Annotated in this window: 18 protein-coding genes; 8 read left to right on the forward strand and 10 right to left on the reverse strand. The window is 61.9% G+C overall.

All coding sequences use genetic code 11. The annotated features are described in order from the left end of the window. Positions 1 to 50 precede the first annotated feature (50 nt). Positions 51 to 806, forward strand: coding sequence for an NAD kinase (locus tag FQV27_RS04330; RefSeq protein WP_147096564.1), 756 nt, complete (start codon positions 51 to 53; stop codon positions 804 to 806). A gap of 4 nt (positions 807 to 810) precedes the next feature. Here FQV27_RS04330 and FQV27_RS04335 read toward each other — a convergent pair whose 3' ends face one another. Further along, positions 811 to 2,958, reverse strand: a complete 2,148-nt coding sequence (locus FQV27_RS04335; protein WP_147096565.1) for a ComEC/Rec2 family competence protein — start codon at positions 2,956 to 2,958, stop codon at positions 811 to 813. Between the two features lie 112 nt (positions 2,959 to 3,070). Here FQV27_RS04335 and gltX point away from each other — a divergent pair, with 112 nt between their 5' ends. The 3 genes from gltX to FQV27_RS04350 are packed head-to-tail and all read left to right on the forward strand — an operon-like array spanning position 3,071 to position 6,250. After that, entirely contained in the window at positions 3,071 to 4,462 is a 1,392-nt protein-coding gene (gene gltX / locus FQV27_RS04340) for a glutamate--tRNA ligase (RefSeq protein WP_147096566.1), read from the forward strand. 56 nt (positions 4,463 to 4,518) lie between these two features. Continuing rightward, complete coding sequence (gene gltA / locus FQV27_RS04345) at positions 4,519 to 5,811, forward strand: citrate synthase (RefSeq protein WP_147096567.1); 1,293 nt, start codon at positions 4,519 to 4,521, stop codon at positions 5,809 to 5,811. Between the two features lie 43 nt (positions 5,812 to 5,854). Beyond that, complete coding sequence (locus FQV27_RS04350; protein WP_246132988.1) at positions 5,855 to 6,250, forward strand: DUF1284 domain-containing protein; 396 nt, start codon at positions 5,855 to 5,857, stop codon at positions 6,248 to 6,250. A 49-nt stretch (positions 6,251 to 6,299) separates the two neighbouring features. Here FQV27_RS04350 and FQV27_RS04355 read toward each other — a convergent pair whose 3' ends face one another. After that, positions 6,300 to 6,854, reverse strand: coding sequence for a biotin transporter BioY (locus FQV27_RS04355; RefSeq protein ID WP_246132989.1), 555 nt, complete (start codon positions 6,852 to 6,854; stop codon positions 6,300 to 6,302). Between the two features lie 111 nt (positions 6,855 to 6,965). Between FQV27_RS04355 and FQV27_RS04360 the strand changes: the two genes are divergently transcribed. After that, positions 6,966 to 7,640 carry an SDR family NAD(P)-dependent oxidoreductase gene (locus FQV27_RS04360; RefSeq protein ID WP_147096569.1) on the forward strand — a complete coding sequence of 225 codons (675 nt, stop codon included), beginning with the start codon at positions 6,966 to 6,968 and terminating at the stop codon, positions 7,638 to 7,640. Positions 7,641 to 7,672: 32 nt separating this feature from the next. Here FQV27_RS04360 and FQV27_RS04365 read toward each other — a convergent pair whose 3' ends face one another. The 7 genes from FQV27_RS04365 to FQV27_RS04395 form a co-directional block, all read right to left on the reverse strand. Next, positions 7,673 to 8,020, reverse strand: coding sequence for an H-type lectin domain-containing protein (locus FQV27_RS04365; protein ID WP_147096570.1), 348 nt, complete (start codon positions 8,018 to 8,020; stop codon positions 7,673 to 7,675). Between the two features lie 73 nt (positions 8,021 to 8,093). Then, a complete protein-coding gene (gene atpC, locus FQV27_RS04370; RefSeq protein WP_147096571.1) occupies positions 8,094 to 8,546 on the reverse strand; it encodes an ATP synthase F1 subunit epsilon in 453 nt (150 codons plus the stop codon). Between the two features lie 9 nt (positions 8,547 to 8,555). Then, the gene (atpD, locus tag FQV27_RS04375) at positions 8,556 to 9,986 is read right to left on the reverse strand and encodes a F0F1 ATP synthase subunit beta (protein WP_147096572.1); all 1,431 of its coding nucleotides are present in this window, start codon (positions 9,984 to 9,986) and stop codon (positions 8,556 to 8,558) included. 18 nt (positions 9,987 to 10,004) lie between these two features. Then, complete coding sequence (locus FQV27_RS04380) at positions 10,005 to 10,892, reverse strand: F0F1 ATP synthase subunit gamma (RefSeq protein WP_147096573.1); 888 nt, start codon at positions 10,890 to 10,892, stop codon at positions 10,005 to 10,007. 12 nt (positions 10,893 to 10,904) lie between these two features. Beyond that, positions 10,905 to 12,440: a F0F1 ATP synthase subunit alpha gene (gene atpA / locus FQV27_RS04385; RefSeq protein ID WP_147096574.1), complete on the reverse strand. Its 1,536-nt coding sequence runs from the start codon at positions 12,438 to 12,440 to the stop codon at positions 10,905 to 10,907. Continuing rightward, a complete protein-coding gene (locus FQV27_RS04390; protein ID WP_147096575.1) occupies positions 12,440 to 13,006 on the reverse strand; it encodes a F0F1 ATP synthase subunit delta in 567 nt (188 codons plus the stop codon). The genes atpA and FQV27_RS04390 overlap by 1 nt, the downstream gene beginning before the upstream one ends. Positions 13,007 to 13,239: 233 nt before the next feature. Continuing rightward, positions 13,240 to 14,070, reverse strand: coding sequence for a class I SAM-dependent methyltransferase (locus FQV27_RS04395; protein WP_147096576.1), 831 nt, complete (start codon positions 14,068 to 14,070; stop codon positions 13,240 to 13,242). Between the two features lie 79 nt (positions 14,071 to 14,149). On the opposite strand from FQV27_RS04395, the gene gloB reads away from it, so the two are divergent. Both gloB and clpA read left to right on the forward strand, forming a co-directional pair. After that, positions 14,150 to 14,905 carry a hydroxyacylglutathione hydrolase gene (gene gloB, locus FQV27_RS04400; RefSeq protein ID WP_147096577.1) on the forward strand — a complete coding sequence of 252 codons (756 nt, stop codon included), beginning with the start codon at positions 14,150 to 14,152 and terminating at the stop codon, positions 14,903 to 14,905. Between the two features lie 210 nt (positions 14,906 to 15,115). Continuing rightward, positions 15,116 to 17,434, forward strand: coding sequence for an ATP-dependent Clp protease ATP-binding subunit ClpA (gene clpA / locus FQV27_RS04405; protein WP_147096578.1), 2,319 nt, complete (start codon positions 15,116 to 15,118; stop codon positions 17,432 to 17,434). Between the two features lie 106 nt (positions 17,435 to 17,540). Here clpA and FQV27_RS04410 read toward each other — a convergent pair whose 3' ends face one another. Next, positions 17,541 to 17,999 carry a MarR family winged helix-turn-helix transcriptional regulator gene (locus FQV27_RS04410; protein ID WP_342779869.1) on the reverse strand — a complete coding sequence of 153 codons (459 nt, stop codon included), beginning with the start codon at positions 17,997 to 17,999 and terminating at the stop codon, positions 17,541 to 17,543. A gap of 124 nt (positions 18,000 to 18,123) precedes the next feature. Here FQV27_RS04410 and FQV27_RS04415 point away from each other — a divergent pair, with 124 nt between their 5' ends. Further along, entirely contained in the window at positions 18,124 to 20,028 is a 1,905-nt protein-coding gene (locus tag FQV27_RS04415) for an FAD-binding monooxygenase (protein ID WP_147096579.1), read from the forward strand. Positions 20,029 to 20,037: the final 9 nt, after the last annotated feature.

The following is a 20,037-nucleotide window of genomic DNA, read 5'->3' on the forward strand; positions in this document are numbered from 1 at the left end:
TTCCTGCCCGTCTGACGGAACTCTGGGCGCGTTCACGCAGGCAGGGGCAGATGACAGCCAGATTGATGTTCGTTGCGAGCGAAACGACAGTCGCGCAGGACGCGCTTGTGCGGCTGACCGCGCGCTATGGTCAGGCCGATGAGGCAGATGCCGGCGTGATCGTGGCGCTTGGTGGCGACGGGCTGATGCTCAGCACGCTTCACCGCAACCTTGGCCTTCCGGTTTACGGCATGAATCGCGGCACAATCGGCTTCCTGATGAACGATTACGCCGAAAACGACCTGCCAGAGCGGATCGCCGAGGCTGAAATGACCGTGACCAATCCGCTTGCGATGGTCGCCGGTTCCCGCGACGGCACAGAGCATCAGGCGCTCGCAATCAACGAGGTCAGCCTGCTGCGCGCCGGGCCGCAGGCGGCGAAGCTGCGTATATCTGTCAACGGCCGTGTCCGGATGGAGGAACTGGTCTGTGACGGGGCGCTTCTGTGCACGCCGGCGGGATCGACCGCCTATAACTATTCCGCGCATGGCCCGATCCTGCCGATGGGCTCGGACGTGCTCGCCCTGACCGCGATTGCGGCCTTTCGCCCCCGACGCTGGCGCGGGGCGATCCTGCCTACCTCTGCGACGGTGCGATTTGACGTGCTGGAACCCGAAAAACGACCCGTCATGGCAGATGCCGATTCTCGGGGCGTCGATTCTGTCAGATGGGTCGAAATCCGGTCACAGCCGGCGATCCAGCACCGCATTCTGTTCGATCCGGGGCATGGGCTGGAGGAACGCCTTACCAGAGAGCAGTTCGTCTGATCGGCTAATATGACCAGGGTCGCTTTCCCGTCGCATCGCGCGCGCTGCGAAAGGTCCCGCGATGCATCGCAACCGCCCCGCTCTGCCGCAGAGAAAGCGCATCCAGAAGGATACAGCCGCCGGGTCGCGTTGTCTCATCCGCCTCGACAGGCTGATTCGTGACAACGATCACGCCCGGCCGACACATCTTCCGCGCGACCAGGTCGCTGCCCTTGCCGGTCAAGTGCAGCAACTGCGTATCACCGACGCGGATCACCCGTTGCTTCACGGGCCCTGTCCATCCCGGCCGCGCAGCCGCCTGTGCCTGACTTGCGGTATCCCCGTCCTTTTCCAGCCACTCTCCGGTGGTGAAGCTGCCCCCTTTCGCCTTCGACAGCACCCGGCCCTGCGCCGTCATCACGCCGACCGCATCCCCCGCCTGTGAGATCAGAAGCTCTGGTCGTGTCGTCGTCGCCCATCCGGCAAAACCGAGAAGGATCAGCGCGGCACCCGCCAGAAAGCGCAGGTTGCGGAATATGCTGACGGACGACCGCGCGCATAGAAGTGCGATCACCGCGCCGGCGCCGAGGGTCGGCAGCACCCAAGACGCAGGCTGGGGAACGAAGCTGACCGCACCGCTCAGCCCCGCAATCCACTCGCCAACCGCCAGCATCCACCGCGTCCCAAGCCCCATCAGCCAAAGCGCGGGTGCCGCCAGCCCGAAAGGGGCAAGAAGCGCCGCCACCGGGCCCATCGGCATGATGAGCGCGCCCGTCACCGGCACCACGAGCAGGTTCGCGAGAACACCGTAATGCGCAAGCCTGCTGAAATGTGCGGCCGCGATGGGTGTTGTGGCAAGCCCCGCGATCAGGGATGACAGGACAAGCATGACAACCGGACGCAGCAGCCAGGGCAGACGCGGCGCATAGCCTTGCCAGCGCGGATAGATGACGATCAGAGCGACCGTTGCCGCGAAACTCATCTGGAAACCGGGGGTCAGCAGTGCCTCGGGCGCCAGCAGCAGGATCGCCAGCGCAGCAAGCGCCACGGTGCGCAGCGACAGCGCCCGCCGGTCGGCAAGGATCGCGCCCATCATCACCGCGACCATCAGAAAGGCGCGTTCAGTCGCGACGCCACCGCCCGAGAGCCACAGATAGGCTGCCGCCGCAAGAATGCCGCCGATTGCCGCAAGCTTGTGCGCGGGCAGCAGAAGGCCGCGCATCGTGATGGCCTGTGCAGCCACAATCAGCAGACGCAGCGCTGCATAGACGAAACCGGCCAGCATTCCCATATGCAGGCCGGATATCGAGATGATGTGAAACAGGTTCGAATCGCGCATAAGCTGGTTCGTCGCTTCGGAGATACCGCTGCGATCCCCCGTCATCAGGGCCGAGGCGACAGCACCCGCCTGCCCGCCGATTCGGTCCTGCATCGCCGCCGATACCCGCATGCGCATGCGGTGCATCTGCAGCGCACCGCCGGGCTTCGCGGGGGCCGCGACCATCACGGGCGCGCGCGTATAGCCAATCGCCCCAAGGCTTTCGAACCAAGCCGCGCGACGGAAATCGAATCCCCCCGGCTCTGCCGGACCGGGTGGCGGACCAAGATGCCCGGTCAGCATCACGCGCGTGCCCGGTGGCGGGGCGTCGGGCGCGCCATCGGGCAAGGAAACCCTGACCTTGCGCGGGATGCGGGCCGGGGACATGCGATCAAGCCGGACCTGATCCAGCGTCAGGCGCACGCGGTCACGGGCTGATCGGTCGATCTCGATCAGGCGGCCCTCAATCGGGCCGTAATACCGGAACTCCAGCACGGGGGCAGCGACCCGCGCGGCGCGTATGCTGCTTGCCCCGAAGCCCAGGGCGATGAAAACCAACCCGAAGCCGGCGAGGCGAAGAAGCTCTGACTGATGCCCCGCGCGCCAATACCACAGCAGAAGTCCCGCCGCTGCGATGGTCAGCGCGATCGTGTTTTCCAAGATCCCCGGCTGCGCAGGCAACCCGAACCAAAGCCCGATCCCTAAAGACAGCCACACCGGTGCCCAGGGCATCAGCCCGGCACGTTCGGCTATTCCCGTGGTCGCTCGTCTTCCGGGCGCGCGCGCGGCTGGTGCGCGACGTGTCCCGGCCATGCCTGCAGCGCTTGGGCCTGAAAGTGCCGCATCAGACGCCATTCTTGTTCTTTCCCGGCCCCTTCGCTATCCCTCGCGCAACCGTACAAGCAAACTCGTTGAGAAAGGGTTAATGGCTGCAATGCCTCCCCTTTCCGCCCCGAAAGGCCCTGTCATGACCGACGCAACCCGACCGATCATCACCCGCTTCGCCCCCTCGCCGACCGGATATCTTCATATCGGGGGTGCGCGTACGGCGCTGTTCAACTGGCTTTATGCACGCGGTCGTGGCGGCAAATTTCTGCTGCGGATCGAGGATACCGACCGCGCGCGTTCCACCGCCCAGGCAACCGAGGCCATCCTTGATGGGCTGCGCTGGCTTGGCATCGACTGGGACGGAGAGCCGATCAGCCAGTTCGCCCGCGCCGACCGCCACGCTGAAGTCGCACGCGAAATGCTGGAAAACGGGCATGCCTATCGCTGTTACGCCACCGCCGACGAAATCGCCGCGTGGCGCGAGGCCAATCCAAACCAGCCTTTCCAGTCGCCCTGGCGCGACAGTAACGAGCAGCCGGACTTGCCCTATGCCGTGCGCCTGCGCGCCCCTCGCGAGGGCGCGACGGTTATCACTGATGCGGTTCAGGGTGATGTCACGTTTCAGAATGCGCAACTGGACGACATGGTGCTGCTGCGCAGCGACGGGAGCCCGACATATATGCATGCCGTCGTGGTGGACGATCACGACATGGGCGTAACCCATATCATCCGCGGTGACGATCATCTGACGAACGCCGCGCGGCAAGCGCAGATCTATGACGCGATGGGCTGGAAGCGCCCGGTTTTTGCCCATATTCCGCTGATCCACGGGACCGACGGCAAAAAGCTTTCCAAGCGTCACGGCGCGGTCGGGCTGCACGAATACGCAGCACTCGGCTATCCGCCTGAAGCGATGCGCAACTATCTTGCGCGACTTGGCTGGGCGCATGGTGATGATGAGCTTTTCACGGATGCGCAAGCTGTTGAATGGTTTGACCTTTCCGGCATCGGGCGCGCGCCCGCGCGGCTCGATTTCAAAAAGCTGGAACATGTTTCCGGCTGGCATATCGGACAGATGGAGGACGCGCATCTTCTGGCTGAACTGAACGCCTTCCGCGCAGCCATCGGTGACGCAGCGTTGGATGCGACACAGACTGCCAGGCTGATGCCAATTCTGCCGGTGCTGAAGGAAAAGGCGAAAACCCTGCCAGGATTGCTTGAACAGGCCAGTTTCGCCCTGACAGAACGCCCGATCCCGATCGAGGAGAAAGCGTCAAATTCGCTGGATACGGTATCCCGTGGTATGCTGAATGAATTGACTGCCGCGCTGCAGCATGCTACTTGGTCGCGCGATGAGCTGGAGCAGGCAGCCAAGACCGTTGCAGAATCGCACGGGCTCGGACTCGGCAAGATTGCGGCGCCGCTACGGGCTGCCCTGGCCGGGAAGACCTCTACTCCCAGCGTGTTCGACATGATGCTTGCGCTCGGCCGCGACGAGGCTCTGGCGCGGCTGCAAGATCAAGCGGGCTGACGGCCCGCCCACATGTCCGGTGCCGAAAGGCGCCGGCCCTAGCGAAGGAGCCCGGAATGGCTGACAACAAACCCGCTATACTCTCCGTCTTTGGCAAGGAAATCGAACTTCCCGTGCTGACGCCGACCGCGGGACCGGATTGCCTTGATATCCGCAAACTCTACGGACAGGGTGACGTCTTCACCTATGATCCCGGCTTCACTTCGACCGCCTCCTGCGAGTCGACCATCACCTTTATCGACGGCGACAAGGGAGAGCTGTGGTATCGCGGCTACCCGATCGAGCAACTGGCCGATAATTCAAACTATCTGGAAGTCTGCTATCTGCTGCTATACGGCGAACTGCCGAACGAAAGCCAGCTGAAGGACTTCGTTGCGCGCGTGACCAACCACACCATGGTTCACGAGCAGATGCACAACTTCTTCCGAGGCTTCCGCCGTGACGCCCACCCGATGGCGACCATGGTCGGCGTGGTTGGTGCGATGTCCGCCTTCTATCACGATTCGACCGATATCGGCGATCCGTGGCAGCGCGAAGTGGCCTCGATCCGGCTGATCGCGAAACTGCCGACCATTGCCGCGATGGCTTATAAATACTCGATCGGGCAGCCTTTCGTTTATCCGAATAACGAGCTCGATTACGCATCGAACTTCCTGAACATGTGCTTCTCGGTTCCGGCGGCGAAATACACTGTCGATCCGGCGCTGGCGAAGGCGATGGACCGCATCTTCACGCTGCATGCCGATCACGAACAGAACGCCTCAACCTCGACCGTGCGTCTGGCCGGGTCGTCGGGTGCGAACCCGTTTGCCTGTATCGCGGCCGGCATCGCCTGCCTGTGGGGACCGGCGCATGGCGGCGCCAACCAGGCGGCGCTGGAAATGCTGCAGGAAATCGGGACCGTCGATCAGATCCCCGAATATATCCGTCGCGCCAAGGACAAGGACGATCCGTTCCGTCTGATGGGCTTCGGCCACCGCGTCTACAAGAACTTCGACCCGCGCGCGAAGGTGATGAAGGAATCGGCGGACGAGGTTCTGGACCTGCTGGGCATCGAAAATAACGAGACCCTGAAAGTCGCCAAGGAACTGGAAAAGATCGCGCTGGAAGACGAATATTTCGTCGAGCGTAAGCTTTACCCGAACGTCGATTTCTATTCCGGCATCATCCTGTCGGCGATGGGCTTCCCGACCTCGATGTTCACGCCGATCTTTGCGCTGTCTCGCACCGTCGGCTGGATCTCGCAGTGGAAGGAAATGCTGTCCGATCCGCAGAACAAGATCGGCCGTCCGCGTCAGCTTTATGTCGGGGCGGACAAGCGCGACTATGTCCCCGTCGCCAATCGCTGAGAGTATTGAAACAAGCAGAACGGCCCCGGCTTCCGGGGCCGTTTTGCTGCGCCCGCATCATGTGCTTTGCGCCATAGGTTGGCAGGGTCGCGGCTATTCCGAGGCGTTTTCACGCAATATGGATGCCGTCGTTGTCGGACGGCTGCGCGCCGACCCTGACACGCCCGTGATCTTCACGTCTCAGGCCGACAGCGTCTGCGGCCCCTGCCCCCATCGTCGTGGCGAAGGATGCGCTTCTGACGAGCGTATTTCCTGGCTGGATCAGAACCATGCACGCGCGCTTGGTATCACGCCCGGTCAGCAGATGCGTTGGCAGCAGGCAGAAGCGCGGGCGCGTGAAAGGGTGCGCCCTGACGACCTGGATGTGATCTGCGCCCGCTGCCAATGGCTGGAATACGGCATGTGCAAGGGCGCGCTGCGCCGCTTGCAGGAGCAGTAAAGATAAACGCCGCCCGATGGGCGGCGCTTTCGTTCAGTCTGACCTCCGGTCAGCGGCGATCAATCAGGTTCCAGCCGCCCTTGACTGCCATTGCGGCGACGATTGCCTTCACCAGCGCGCCGATCAGGAACGGGGCGCAGCCCGCGAAGAAGGCCGCTTCCCAGCCCAGGCCAGTCACCAGTTTCAGCACCGTGACACCGGGAACGAACAGCAGAAGTGCGGGCAGGATGGCCGCGACGAACAGCTTGACGAAGCCGCGGTCAAAGCCACGCTCGACCATGAAACCGGTCAGCCATGCCATGCCGACAAAGCCGAAAAGAAAGCCTGCCGTCGGCCCGGTGAACGCCGGCAGCGAAGCAAAGTTCGCAAATACCGGCAGCCCCATCGCGCCCTCGGCAAGATAGGCAATCACGGTCACAGCGCCGAGACGAGAGCCATAGGCCAGACCGATCAGGGAAACCGCCAGCGTCTGCAGCGTCATCGGCACGGGATACATCGGCACGGACACCTGCGCCGACATTGCCAGCAGTGCCGTGCCGGCCAGAACGAGGATCGCATTCGTCAGAAACGTGCGGCTGGGAAGCGCCGCCTGAGTGAGTGTCATGATACTGTCCTTCATGGAATTTCTGTCCCGGCGATCATGCCGCATTGCCGCAAAAAGTCAATCTTTCGCGGCGTCTTGCAGTCGTTCCGGCCACATGCGAAAGCGTTCTGCATGACACATGACACGCATGACCAGGACCAGAAGATCGCGCTCGTGACCGGTGCATCACGCGGGCTTGGCTCTGCCCTCGCCGAAGCACTCGCGAAGCGCGGATATCACATTATCGCCGTCGCCCGCACGACAGGCGCGCTGGAGGAACTGGACGACCGCATCCGCGCCGCCGGCGGTCATCCGGCGACATTGGCACCGATGGACGTGATCGAGTCGCCCGCAATGCTGCAATTAACGAAGGCGATTGCAGAACGCTGGGGCGGGCTGGATGTCTGGGTGCATACCGCGATCCACGCTGCCCCGCTTGGGCCTGCCGGTCATGTCGATGGCAAGGATTGGACAAAATCTTTCGCGGTCAACGCCACTGCCACGCAGAATCTGGTCGGCCTGATGGAGCCATTGCTGCGGGCGCGAAACGGCACCGCGATCATTCCGGACGATCCGCGCGGCGGAGAGAAATTTTTTGGGGCATACGGGGCCAGCAAATCCGCCCAGATTTCGCTCGCGAAAAGCTGGCAGGCAGAGGCCGAGCGTGTCGGACCGCGCGTCCTGACACCAGAACCTGCGCCCATGCCCACGGCAACGCGCGGGCGCTTCTATCCCGGCGAGGATCGCGCCGCCCTGTCACCATGCGCCGACGAGGCCGAGAAAATTCTTGCCGATGCGGGCCTCTGACGCTCGGTCAACCGAAATAGACGGATCGCCTGTCAGACCTCGAAATCTTCGTCAAAGCGGGTCGGACCGATCGCCAGCCAGTCGGCGCGCACCCGTGCAACGCGCGTATCGCCCCATGTGCGAAAGATGATCGTGAAACCGTCGCGCGTGACATCTTCGGTGCCAATATCGGCACGCTGATTGCTGTTGCTGTCGATATCCCACATGGAAAGCCCGATATGAACGATCGGCACGCCGTGAAAAGCCTCTTCAAAGCGCACGTCGTAACGATGCTGTCTCGGGCCATCGCCAGTCCACATTTCGCCGCCATCTTCGAAATCCGAGAACAGGATCTCAGAGCCCTGGAGGATGCCGACGGCGAGATGACTGAAACGCTTCATGGTCCTTTTTCCAAAACCCGGTCAGGTAAGCAAAAAGCCCCGGCGTGACCGGGGCTTTCGTATCTTAGGCCATTCAGTGCGGCACGGTCGAAGAATTCGGATCAAGTCCGATATGGGTACCAAGGGCTTCCATATCGGCAAGAAGCTTGGCGGCCGAAGCGACGATGTTTTCGGCACCGTGGGCCGTGTCCTTCGCCTCGGCGGCCTCTTTCTTGCGCACCGCGGACCGCATCATCTCGTCGAAGACTTCCTGCGTCATATCCTCGCGCTTGCGACCGATTTCGGCCAGAAGCGAGACCGAGCTGTTGTTGATCTCGGCGAAACCGCCGGAAATCGCGAACTGATGCTCTGTCCCCTTGTCGTCAACGACCGTGACCAGACCGGGGCGCAGGTTGACGATGGCAGGCGCGTGGCCCGGCATCGCCGACAAATCGCCATCCGTACCCGGCAGGCGTACCTCGCGCACGGGAACGGACATCAGGTTCCGTTCCGGTGCGACAAGGTCGAACTGCATCGTATCAGCCATGACGCCCCCTTATGCCGCTTCCGAAGCGAGCTTCTGGGCCTTGGCCTTCACATCCTCGATGCCGCCGACCATGTAGAAGGCGGATTCGGGCAGATGGTCATATTCGCCATCGACAACCGCCTTGAACGACTTGATCGTGTCTTCCAGCGGCACCTGAACCCCGTCCGAACCGGTGAAGACCTTGGCCACGTCGAAGGGCTGCGACAGGAAGCGCTGGATCTTGCGGGCGCGGGCCACGGTCAGCTTGTCCTCTTCCGACAGTTCGTCCATGCCCAGAATGGCGATGATGTCCTGCAGCGATTTGTATTTCTGCAAGATACCCTGAACGTCGCGGGCAACCTGATAATGCTCTTCGCCGACAACTGCCGGGTCAAGAATACGGCTGGTCGAATCCAGCGGGTCCACGGCCGGGTAGATGCCCAGTTCCGAAATCGCGCGCGACAGAACGGTCGTGGCGTCAAGGTGGGCGAAGGTCGTGGCCGGTGCCGGGTCGGTCAGGTCGTCAGCCGGAACATAAACGGCCTGGATCGAGGTGATCGAGCCGGCTTTCGTCGAGGTAATGCGTTCCTGCATCGCGCCCATATCGGTGGCCAGCGTCGGCTGGTAGCCCACGGCGGACGGGATACGACCCAGAAGCGCCGACACCTCGGAGCCCGCCTGCGTGAAGCGGAAGATGTTATCGACGAAGAACAGAACGTCGGTGCCGGTCGCATCGCGGAACTGTTCGGCCAAGGTCAGGCCGGTCAGCGCGACGCGCATCCGCGCGCCCGGAGGCTCGTTCATCTGGCCGTAAACCAGTGCCACCTGCGATTCAGCCAGATTGTCCGGCTTGATAACGCCCGATTCCACCATCTCGTGATACAGGTCGTTGCCTTCACGGGTCCGTTCACCAACGCCCGCGAACACCGAATAGCCCGAGTGCACTTTCGCGATGTTGTTGATCAGTTCCATGATCAGAACCGTCTTGCCCACACCGGCGCCGCCGAACAGGCCGATCTTGCCGCCCTTGGCGTAGGGGGCCAGCAGGTCGATGACCTTGATGCCGGTCACGAGGATCTCGGACGAAGTCGCCTGCGACGCGAAATCCGGCGCGGGCTGGTGAATGGCGCGGGTTTCGGTGACGTTCAGGGGCTCGCCCTCGTCCACCGGCTCGCCCACGACGTTCAGGATACGGCCGAGCGTCACGTCGCCCACCGGCACCTGAATAGGCTCGCCCAGATCCCGCACTTCGGCACCGCGGACAAGACCTTCGGTCGCGTCCATGGCGATGGTGCGGACGGTGTTTTCACCCATATGCTGCGCCACTTCCAGAACAAGGCGCTTGCCGTTGTTTTCGGTTTCAAGCGCGTTCAGGATCGCCGGCAGGTGATCGTCGAACTGCACGTCCACGACGGCGCCGATGACCTGGGTGATCTTACCTTTTGCTTTGGCCTCTGCCATGTTTCTACCCCTTTACGGTCAGAGCGCCTCGGCGCCCGAAATGATTTCGATGAGTTCCTTGGTGATCGCAGCCTGACGCGAGCGGTTATACTCGGTTTCAAGCCGGCTGATCATGTCGCCCGCGTTGCGCGTGGCGTTGTCCATGGCGGTCATGCGCGCGCCCTGTTCGGATGCGGCGTTTTCCAGAAGCGCGGTGAAGATCTGGGTTGCAACCGCACGCGGCAGCAACTCGGCCAGGATGACCTCTTCGCCGGGTTCATAATCGTATTCCGCCGAAACCGAATCCGCGATTTCCTGATCTTCCGCGGTTTCGATCACCGCAGGGATGATCTGGCGCGCGGTGGGAACCTGGCTGATGACCGATTCAAAGCGGTTATAGAACAGGGTCGCCACGTCAAAATCGCCGGTCTCGAACCGATCCAGAACGTCATCGGCAATGTCGCGGGCATGTTCGTAACCAAGGCGCTTCACCTCGGACATATCGACATGGTTCACGAAAGCCTGCGAATAGTCACGCTTCAGCTGTTCGCGGCCCTTTTTGCCGACCGTCAGGATTGTCACGTCCTTGCCTTCACCACGAAGCTTCACCGCCGTCTGACGCGCCAGCTTGACGATGGAGGAGTTGAAGCCCCCCGCAAGCCCGCGTTCCGAGGTCAGCACGACCAGCAGGTGACGCTTGTCGTCGCCTGTTCCGGCCAGCAGACGCGGTGCGCTTTCAGAACCCGACGCCTTTTCCGCCAGTCCTGCCATGACCGCATTCATGCGGTCGGCATAGGGACGGGCCTGCTGCGCGGCTTCCTCGGCGCGCCGCAGCTTGGCTGCGGCGACCATCTGCATCGCCTTGGTGATCTTGCGCGTCGATTTGACGCTGTTGATCCGGTTCTTAAGATCCTTGAGGCTGGGCATCTATCCCTCCTCTCAGGCGCGGGTTTTGTTGTAAGCGTCCAGAGCAGCCTTGATCGCATCTTCCAGATCGCCAGCGACCTTGCGGTCGTTCTTGGTGATATCGTCCAGCAGATCCTGCTTCTGGTTGCGCAGGAACTGGATCAGCCCCTGTTCCCAGGCCACCACGTCGCGGACTGGCACGTCGTCGACGTAGCCTTTGGTGCCGGCATAGATGACGATCACGATTTCCGCATTGGTCAACGGCTGGTATTGCGGCTGCTTCATCAGCTCGGTCAGGCGCGCACCGCGGTTCAGCAGTTTCTGCGTCGCGGCATCAAGGTCAGAACCGAACTGCGCGAAGGCCGCCATTTCGCGATACTGCGCCAGTTCCAGCTTGACCGGACCGGCGACGGATTTCATCGCCTTGGTCTGCGCGGACGAACCAACGCGCGACACCGAAAGGCCGGTGTTCACAGCCGGGCGGATGCCTTGGAAGAACAGGTCGGTTTCCAGGAAGATCTGCCCATCGGTGATCGAGATCACGTTGGTCGGGATATAGGCCGACACGTCACCCGCCTGGGTTTCGATGATCGGCAGTGCCGTCAGCGAGCCGCCGCCATAATTTTCGTTCAGCTTGGCCGAACGCTCCAGCAGGCGCGAGTGCAGATAGAACACGTCGCCCGGATAGGCTTCGCGCCCCGGCGGACGGCGCAGCAGCAGCGACATCTGACGGTAAGCGACGGCCTGCTTGGACAGGTCGTCATAGATCATCAGCGCGTCCATGCCGTTGTCGCGGAAATACTCGCCCATCGCAGTCGCCGAATAGGGCGCCAGATACTGCATCGGCGCGGGGTCCGAGGCGGTCGCGGCCACGACGATGGAATATTCCATCGCGCCGGTCTCTTCCAGCTTCTGCACCAGCTGCGCCACGGTCGAACGCTTCTGACCAACAGCGACATAGATGCAATAAAGGGACTTCATCCCTTCATCTTCGCGGCCGTTATAGTTTTTCTGGTTCAGGATCGTGTCGAGCGCGACGGCGGTCTTGCCGGTCTGACGGTCACCGATGATAAGTTCGCGCTGACCGCGACCAACCGGGATCATGGCGTCAACGGCTTTCAGGCCGGTCGCCATCGGCTCATGCACGGATTTGCGCGGCATGATGCCCGGCGCTTTCACGTCGGCGATGGCCTGCGTCACGTCCTGCAGGGGGCCCTTGCCGTCGATCGGGTTGCCAAGCGCGTCAACGACGCGACCCAGCAGGCCCTTGCCGACCGGAACTTCCACGATGGCGCCGGTCCGTTTGACGGTGTCGCCTTCCTTGATGTCGCGGTCGTCACCGAAGATCACGACGCCGACATTGTCGGTTTCAAGGTTCAGAACCATCCCGCGGATACCGCCGGGGAATTCCACCATCTCGCCGGCCTGCACCTTGTCGAGGCCATAGATACGGGCAATCCCGTCGCCGACCGACAGCACCTGGCCCACTTCGGCCACTTCGGCGTCCTGACCGAAGTTCTTGATCTGATCCTTGAGGATCGCCGAAATTTCGGCAGCCTGGATTCCCATTATCCGACCTCTTTCATAGCATTCTGAAGGGAAGCGAGCTTGGATTTGATCGAGCTGTCGATCATCTGCGAGCCCAGCTTGACAATCATGCCGCCGATAAGACTTTCATCGACGCGCGTATTCAATTTGACCGTTTTGCCCGATTTCTCGGCCAGCGTGGCGGTCAGACGCTTTTTCTGTTCATCGCTCAATTCGACCGCCGAGGTGACGTCGGCCGTCACTTCGCCGCGCTCATCCGCGATCAGCGCCTGAAGGCGTGTGACAAGCTGCGGCAGCGCGAAAAGGCGGCGGTTCTGCGCCATCAGCGCCAGCGTATTGGCGAGCGGGGCGGCAAGGCCCATTTTCTGCGCAACCGCCTGAATCGCCCCCTGCTGTTCGCTGCGGGTATAAACGGGGGAGCTGATCAGATCGCGAAGGGCGTCGCTGTCGCGAAGCGCGGCGCCCAGATCCTCGACCTGGCCAGAGAGCTGGTCGATCTCCCCTGATTCCCTGACGATGTCAAAAAGGGCCTGGGCATAGCGCCCGGCGATCGAGGCGGAAATCGAAGCGGAATTGGCCACGGTCATCCTTCCGGTTTACGCGTAACCCCGCCGGCTGGCCGTCCCGAAGGGGCGGTCGGTCGCGGGGGGCGCGGGTCTTGGGGTTGGACCTCACCGGCCCGTTATCTCGGGTGGTCTCTAGCAATTGTTTTTCGCACCCGCAACCGCCTTGAGCGCTATCATGTTATGCTTTTTGCGAGATCGGCAACGCTTCGCGCGGGTTCGCGCCTGCCGATGCGCCGGAAGATCTTCCCAGCCGTTTATCGCGGCGCGCGATCAGACTGTGACATTCGTTCCTCGACCCCGCGCATTCCCTGGCCGCCAAGCCCGCCCGCGGCGGGATCGCGTTTGGGGCGTGGACGGGCGATTCCCTCCAGAACGTCAAGCGGGCTCGGGACGGTCAGCCGGCGATCGGGCCCGACAGGGGCGTGAAGCTGCTTCGAAAACTCTGCCCAGGTCACACCTGCGACCAGCATGGAGGCGATCTTGCCCCCCACCCGTTCCCACCACATCGCGCTGCGCAGCCAGAAGCGACGGTCCGAAGGCGGGATATAGATTGCCGCGCCCGAACGTTCGGTCACGAAACCCGTTCCTTCTGCCTGGCGCTGCAACTGCCCCGGTGTGTAGCTGCGGCCAAAGCCGAAAGGCGTGTTGTCCGTCCGCGCCCAAAGCCCGGCGCGGTTCGGCACCATGACGACCATGCGGCCACCGGGACCAAGCACCCGCCACGCCTCGGCCAGAAGCGCCGCGGGATGGTCGGATGTTTCAAGTCCGTGAAGCATCACCAGCCGGTCGAGGCTGCCGGTTTCCAGCGGCCACGCCGTTTCGTCACAAAGAACGCTGTGATTTGCCATGCCAGCCGGCCATGCCATGACACCCTGCGGGCCCGGCATCAGCCCGGTTACGCGCCGTGCCTGCGACAGATACGGCCGCAACATCGGAACCGCAAAGCCATATCCCGCAACGCTCATCCCCGTGATCGACTCGGCGGGCCAGTTCGTTATCAGCTTGTCGCGCAGAATGCGCTGCGCCACCCGCCCGAGAGAGCGGGAATAGTAGAACCTGCGCAGGTCGATAACGTCGTGATGCATGGTGCGCCCGATGCGGCGAGGAGTGGTTGCGGTGAATGCCGTCGCGGTCCAGACTGCCCGCAAATGACAGGAGGTTGCAATGACCCACCCAGATCAGGACGCCGAGATCGTCACTGTCCGCTGCCTAAGGGACAATTACGCCTATCTTCTGAACGCCAATGGCAAGACCGCGGTTTTCGACGTCCCCGAGGCAGCGCCGATTCTGGATGCGCTGAACGCGCGCGGCTGGACGCTGGACCAGATTCTGCTGACCCACCATCATGACGACCACATAAACGGCGTCCCTGAGCTTGTCGCGGCGACGGGCGCGACGGTCACCGGCGCTGCCGCCGACGCGCACCGCCTGCCCGCGCTTGATGTCAAGGTCGATGCAGGCACAGACACAGAGGCGGCCGGAATTCCGGCAAAGGTCATTGATGTCTCGGGTCATACCGTTGGCCATATCGCGTTCTATCTGCCCGCAATCGGCGCGGTCTTCACCGGCGACAGCCTGATGGCCCTGGGGTGCGGGCGCATCTTTGAAGGAGATGCCGCGATGATGTGGGACAGCCTTCAACGCCTGAACTCATTGCCGCCCGAGACGTTGGTCTGTTCGGGCCATGACTATTGCGCAGGCAACGGTGCCTTCGCATTAAGCGTCGATGGTGATAACGACCGCCTCAAGGCCCGGCTTGACGCGATTGCATCATCGGCGCAGCCCTGCGCGCCTGCCACGCTCGCCGAGGAACGCGCGACCAACCCCTTTCTTCGTGCTGGCGCACTGGCAGCGCAGCTTGGCACGCCTGACGAGGCAGAGGCTTTTGCAATCCTGCGCGACATGAAGGACAGGTTCTGATGCCGAAGCACCCGTCCCCTCTGCTGTCCCGCAGTCTTGAAACCCGTGCAACCTGCGCCCAAATTGTGACCATGACCGGAAGATTTCGACGACCCTGCGAAAAAGTGACTTGAATCGCGGCGAAATCCACCAATCCTTAAACTGATGATGACAGTCTGTGCAGGTGGGCCGCTGAGTCCAAACCGCCGGACAGACTGACAGGAGACGCAAGTGCCTTCATTTTCGACTTCGCTGGAACAGGCGATCCACGCCGCCCTCGCGCTTGCCAATGAACGCCGTCACGAACTGGCAACGCTCGAACATCTGCTACTGGCCCTGACGGACGAGCCGGATGCAGTGCGCGTCATGCGCGCCTGCAATGTCGACCTCGCAGAGCTGCGACAGCATCTCAGCGACTTCATCGACGACGATCTGTCGACGCTGATTACTGATATCGACGGGTCCGAAGCAGTGCCGACCGCAGCCTTTCAGCGCGTGATCCAACGCGCCGCAATCCATGTCCAAAGCTCTGGCCGGGCCGAGGTGACGGGCGCGAACGTGCTTGTCGCGATCTTCGCCGAACGCGAATCCCACGCCGCCTATTTCCTGCAGGAAATGGACATGACCCGCTATGACGCGGTGAATTTCATCGCCCATGGCGTCGCCAAGAATCCCGAATTCAACGAGCAGCGGCCCGTCTCTGGTGCGGATGGCCAGCACGAAGACGAGGCGTCGCCCGCGCAGAAGGAAGAGACGGCGCTCGATAAGTATTGCGTCGATCTGAACGCCAAGGCGCTTGATGGCGATGTCGATCCGCTGATCGGCCGCGAGCTGGAGGTGGAGCGTTGTATTCAGGTTCTGTGCCGCCGTCGCAAGAATAACCCGCTTCTGGTGGGTGATCCCGGCGTGGGCAAGACCGCGATTGCTGAAGGTCTCGCGAAGAAAATCGTTGAAGGTGCGACGCCGGATGTGTTGGCCGGCGCCACGATCTTCTCGCTCGATATGGGCGCGCTTCTTGCCGGAACCCGCTACCGCGGCGACTTCGAGGAACGCCTCAAGGCGGTGATGAAGGAACTGGAAGCCCATCCCGATGCGATCCTGTTCATCGACGAGATCCATACCGTCATCGGTGCGGGCGCGACCTCGGGCGGTGCGATGGATGCGTCTAACCTGCTGAAGCCGGCCCTGGCCGGCGGCAAGCTGCGCTGCATGGGGTCGACCACCTACAAGGAATTCCGCCAGCATTTCGAAAAGGACCGGGCCCTGTCGCGGCGATTCCAGAAGATCGACGTGAACGAGCCTTCGGTGCCGGATTCGATCAAGATCCTGATGGGTCTGAAGCCGCATTTCGAAGCCCATCACGAATTGCGCTATACCAACGAAGCCATCAAGACCGCCGTCGAGTTGGCATCCCGGTATATCAATGACCGCAAGCTGCCCGACTCGGCCATCGACGTGATCGACGAGGCCGGTGCCGCGCAGCACCTGGTGGCAGAATCCAAGCGCCGCAAGACAATCTCTCCCAAAGAGATCGAGGCGGTCGTGGCCAAGATCGCGCGCATTCCCCCGAAGAATGTGTCGAAAGACGATGCAGAGGTTCTGCGCGATCTCGATGTCACGCTGAAGCGCGTTGTCTTCGGGCAGGATGCAGCGATCGACGCGCTGTCGTCGGCGATCAAACTGGCGCGTGCCGGGCTTCGCGAACCTGAAAAGCCGATCGGCAACTATCTGTTTGCAGGACCGACCGGCGTCGGCAAAACCGAGGTTGCCAAGCAGCTTGCGGATTCGCTTGGCGTGGAACTGCTGCGTTTCGACATGTCGGAATTCATGGAGAAGCATGCCGTTTCCCGCCTGATCGGTGCGCCGCCCGGCTATGTCGGCTTCGACCAGGGCGGGATGCTGACCGACGGTGTCGATCAGAACCCGCATTGCGTGCTGCTTCTGGACGAGATCGAGAAGGCGCACCCGGATGTCTACAACATCCTGCTGCAGGTCATGGATCACGGCAAGCTGACCGACCATAACGGCCGGACAACGGATTTCCGAAACGTGATCATCATCATGACGTCGAATGCGGGGGCGTCTGATCTTGCTCGCGCGGCCATCGGCTTCGGCCGCGACCGTCGTGAAGGTGATGACAAGGAAGCGATCGAAAAGCTCTTCACACCCGAATTCCGCAACCGTCTGGACGCGATCATCAGCTTCGCCCCCCTCTCTCGCGAGGTGATCGTTCAGGTGGTCGAGAAGTTCATCCTGCAGCTGGAGGCGCAACTGATCGACCGCAACGTCCATATCGAGCTGACCGACGAAGCGTCGAACTGGCTGGCTGAACACGGTTATGACGACAAGATGGGCGCCCGCCCGCTTGGCCGCGTCATTCAGGAGACGATCAAGAAGCCGCTTGCCGAAGAGCTTCTGTTCGGTCGCCTGACGAAAGGCGGCGTGGTCAAGGTGCGGATCGAGGATGACAAGCCCACCTTCGATATCTCTGGCCCCGAAGCGCCTCGGATCGGCGGCAAGGCGAAACCGCCGCTTCTGACGGCAGACTGAACGCGCCCCGGTTTCCGGGCGCCCGCGCAAGCGGATATGTGATGAAAGGGCCGCCACGTTTCAGACGTGGCGGCCCTTTCGCATTCGTCACCATGGCGGCACGAGGTCAGGTCTGGTCCGCGCCTGAAGACTCTGCAGCTTCGGCGGCAGTGACTGCCCGCGCAGCAAGCGCGATGAAATCGCGATATTCGTCATCGCTCAGTCCCGGCAGAATATCGCGCTGCAATTCCCCTACGACCGGTGCCAGCGCCCGAAGCGCAGCCGTGCCGCTCTCTGTCAGCCACAACTCGCGGGCACGTTTGTCGCGCTCGCTGATCTTGCGGGCAATCAACCCTTTCTGGACAAGCCTGTCCACCACCGCGCCAATCGTCGCGCGATCTTTCGCGACCGCCCCGGCAAGTCCGGCCTGATCAATGCCGGGGCTGCTTTCCAGTGCGTCAAGTGCCGCGAATTGAACGGCGGTCAGGTCACTGCCCTCTGCCTGCACGCGCTGAGTGAAAATCTGTGTCGAAATCTGGTGAAGCCGCCGGATCAGATGACCGGGCATTTCCGTGCTGCGCGCCAAAGCGTCCCCTCTCCCCAACTTTTTCAGGCAGGATACACGAAAATTAGTATCTGCACATATTAATTCTTGCCGTGTCGACAAGTTTATAGTAAGCACACATATCAATTCAGTCAGGGAGGATCGCATGCAGTATCATCTTAATGGTTTTCGCCCCGGTGACCCGGAACTGGCCGAGGCAGCGCCGGGCCGGCCGGCAGATCGCGATATACTGCCCGAACAGGTCGATGTCCTGATCGTTGGTTGCGGACCCGCCGGCCTGACGCTCGCCGCGCAACTTTCCGCCTTCCCGGAGATCACGACCCGCATTGTCGAACGTAAGGACGGCCCGATGGAAAAGGGTCAGGCGGACGGAATCTCGTGTCGCTCGATGGAGATGTTCGAGGCCTTCGGATTTGCCGAAAAGGTTCTCAAGCAGGGCTACTGGGTCAACGAAACGACCTTCTGGAAACCCAACCCGGCAAAGCCTGAACATTTGATGCGCAACGGGCGTATTCAGGATGTGGAGGACGGGCTTTCCGAGATGCCTCATGTCATCCTGAATCAGGCGCGCGTACACGACATGTATCTGGAGATCATGCGCAAATCTCCATCGCGGCTGGAGCCGGACTATTCTCTTGAACTGGCGGATCTTCACATAGATCAGGGCGGTGACTATCCCGTCGAGGTGACGCTGGAACGGACAGATCCTGAACACGAGGGCCAGCAGGTGCGCCTGCGCGCGAAGTATGTTGTCGGCTGCGATGGCGCGCGCAGCAATGTGCGCCGCGCGTTTGGGCGGCAGTTGAAAGGCGACAGCGCCAATCAGGCATGGGGGGTCATGGATGTGCTTTGCGACACCGATTTCCCCGACATTCGCTGCAAGACGCTGATCCAGTCCGCGGACGAGGGAAATATCATCATCATCCCGCGCGAAGGCGGCTATCTCACGCGCCTTTATATCGAGCTCGACAAGCTTGATCGCGATGAACGTGTGGCCAACCGCAATATCCAGCTGGATCAGTTGATCGCAGCGGCACAGCGGATTTTTCGGCCCTATCGCTTCGAGGTCAAGGAAACTGCGTGGTGGTCGGTCTATGAAATCGGGCAGCGCCTGACCGACAAGTTCGACGACGTGCCGGAAGGCGATGACCGCCTGCCCCATGTCTTCATCTGCGGCGATGCCTGCCACACCCACAGTCCCAAGGCAGGTCAGGGGATGAACGTTTCCATGGGCGACGCTTTCAATCTGGGCTGGAAGCTGGCCGCGGTCCTGCGCGGACAATCCGCGCCGCAATTGCTGGCAAGCTATTCAGAGGAACGACAGGCGGTGGCGCAGGATCTGATCGGCTTCGATCGCGAGTGGTCAAAGATCATGAGCGAGCGCCCGGAAACCGCCAGCGATGACAGCGATGTGCCGAAATTCCAGAACTATTTCATCAAGCATGGGCGCTATACGGCTGGAATGTCGGTAACTTACGAGCGCTCGGCGCTGACCGGAGCCACGGATCATCAGAACCTGGCGAAAGGGTTTGAGATCGGCAGCCGCTTCCATTCTGCGCCCGTCATCCGTCTGGCCGATGCCAAGCCTATGGAACTGGGCGAGACCGTCAAGGCCGACGCGCGGTGGCGCATCTTCGCGTTCAGCCCTGACGAGCAGCCATCGGCAGAGGGATCTGCGATCGCCCGGCTATGCGATTTCCTGCAGAGCGAAGCTTCGCCCATTATCCGTCACACGCCGAAAGGTGCCGATATCGACAGCGTCATCGACTTTCGCGCGATCTTCCAGCAGCCCTATCGTGACCTTGCGGTCGAAGAAATGCCCGCGCTGCTGCTTCCGAAGAAAGGCAAGCTGGGTCTTGTCGACTATGAAAAAATGTTCTGCCCGGACCTTAAATCGGGACGCGACATCTTCGATCTTCGAGAGATCGACCGTTCGCGGGGTGCCATCGTGATTGTCCGGCCCGATCAGTATGTGGCGCATGTTCTGCCAATCGACGCGCATCAGCAACTTGCCGATTTTTTCGCAGGCGTCCTGCTGGACCGGAACTGACTGAAAAAA

Source organism: Paracoccus aurantiacus (assembly GCF_007993065.1).
GTDB lineage: Bacteria > Pseudomonadota > Alphaproteobacteria > Rhodobacterales > Rhodobacteraceae > Paracoccus > Paracoccus aurantiacus.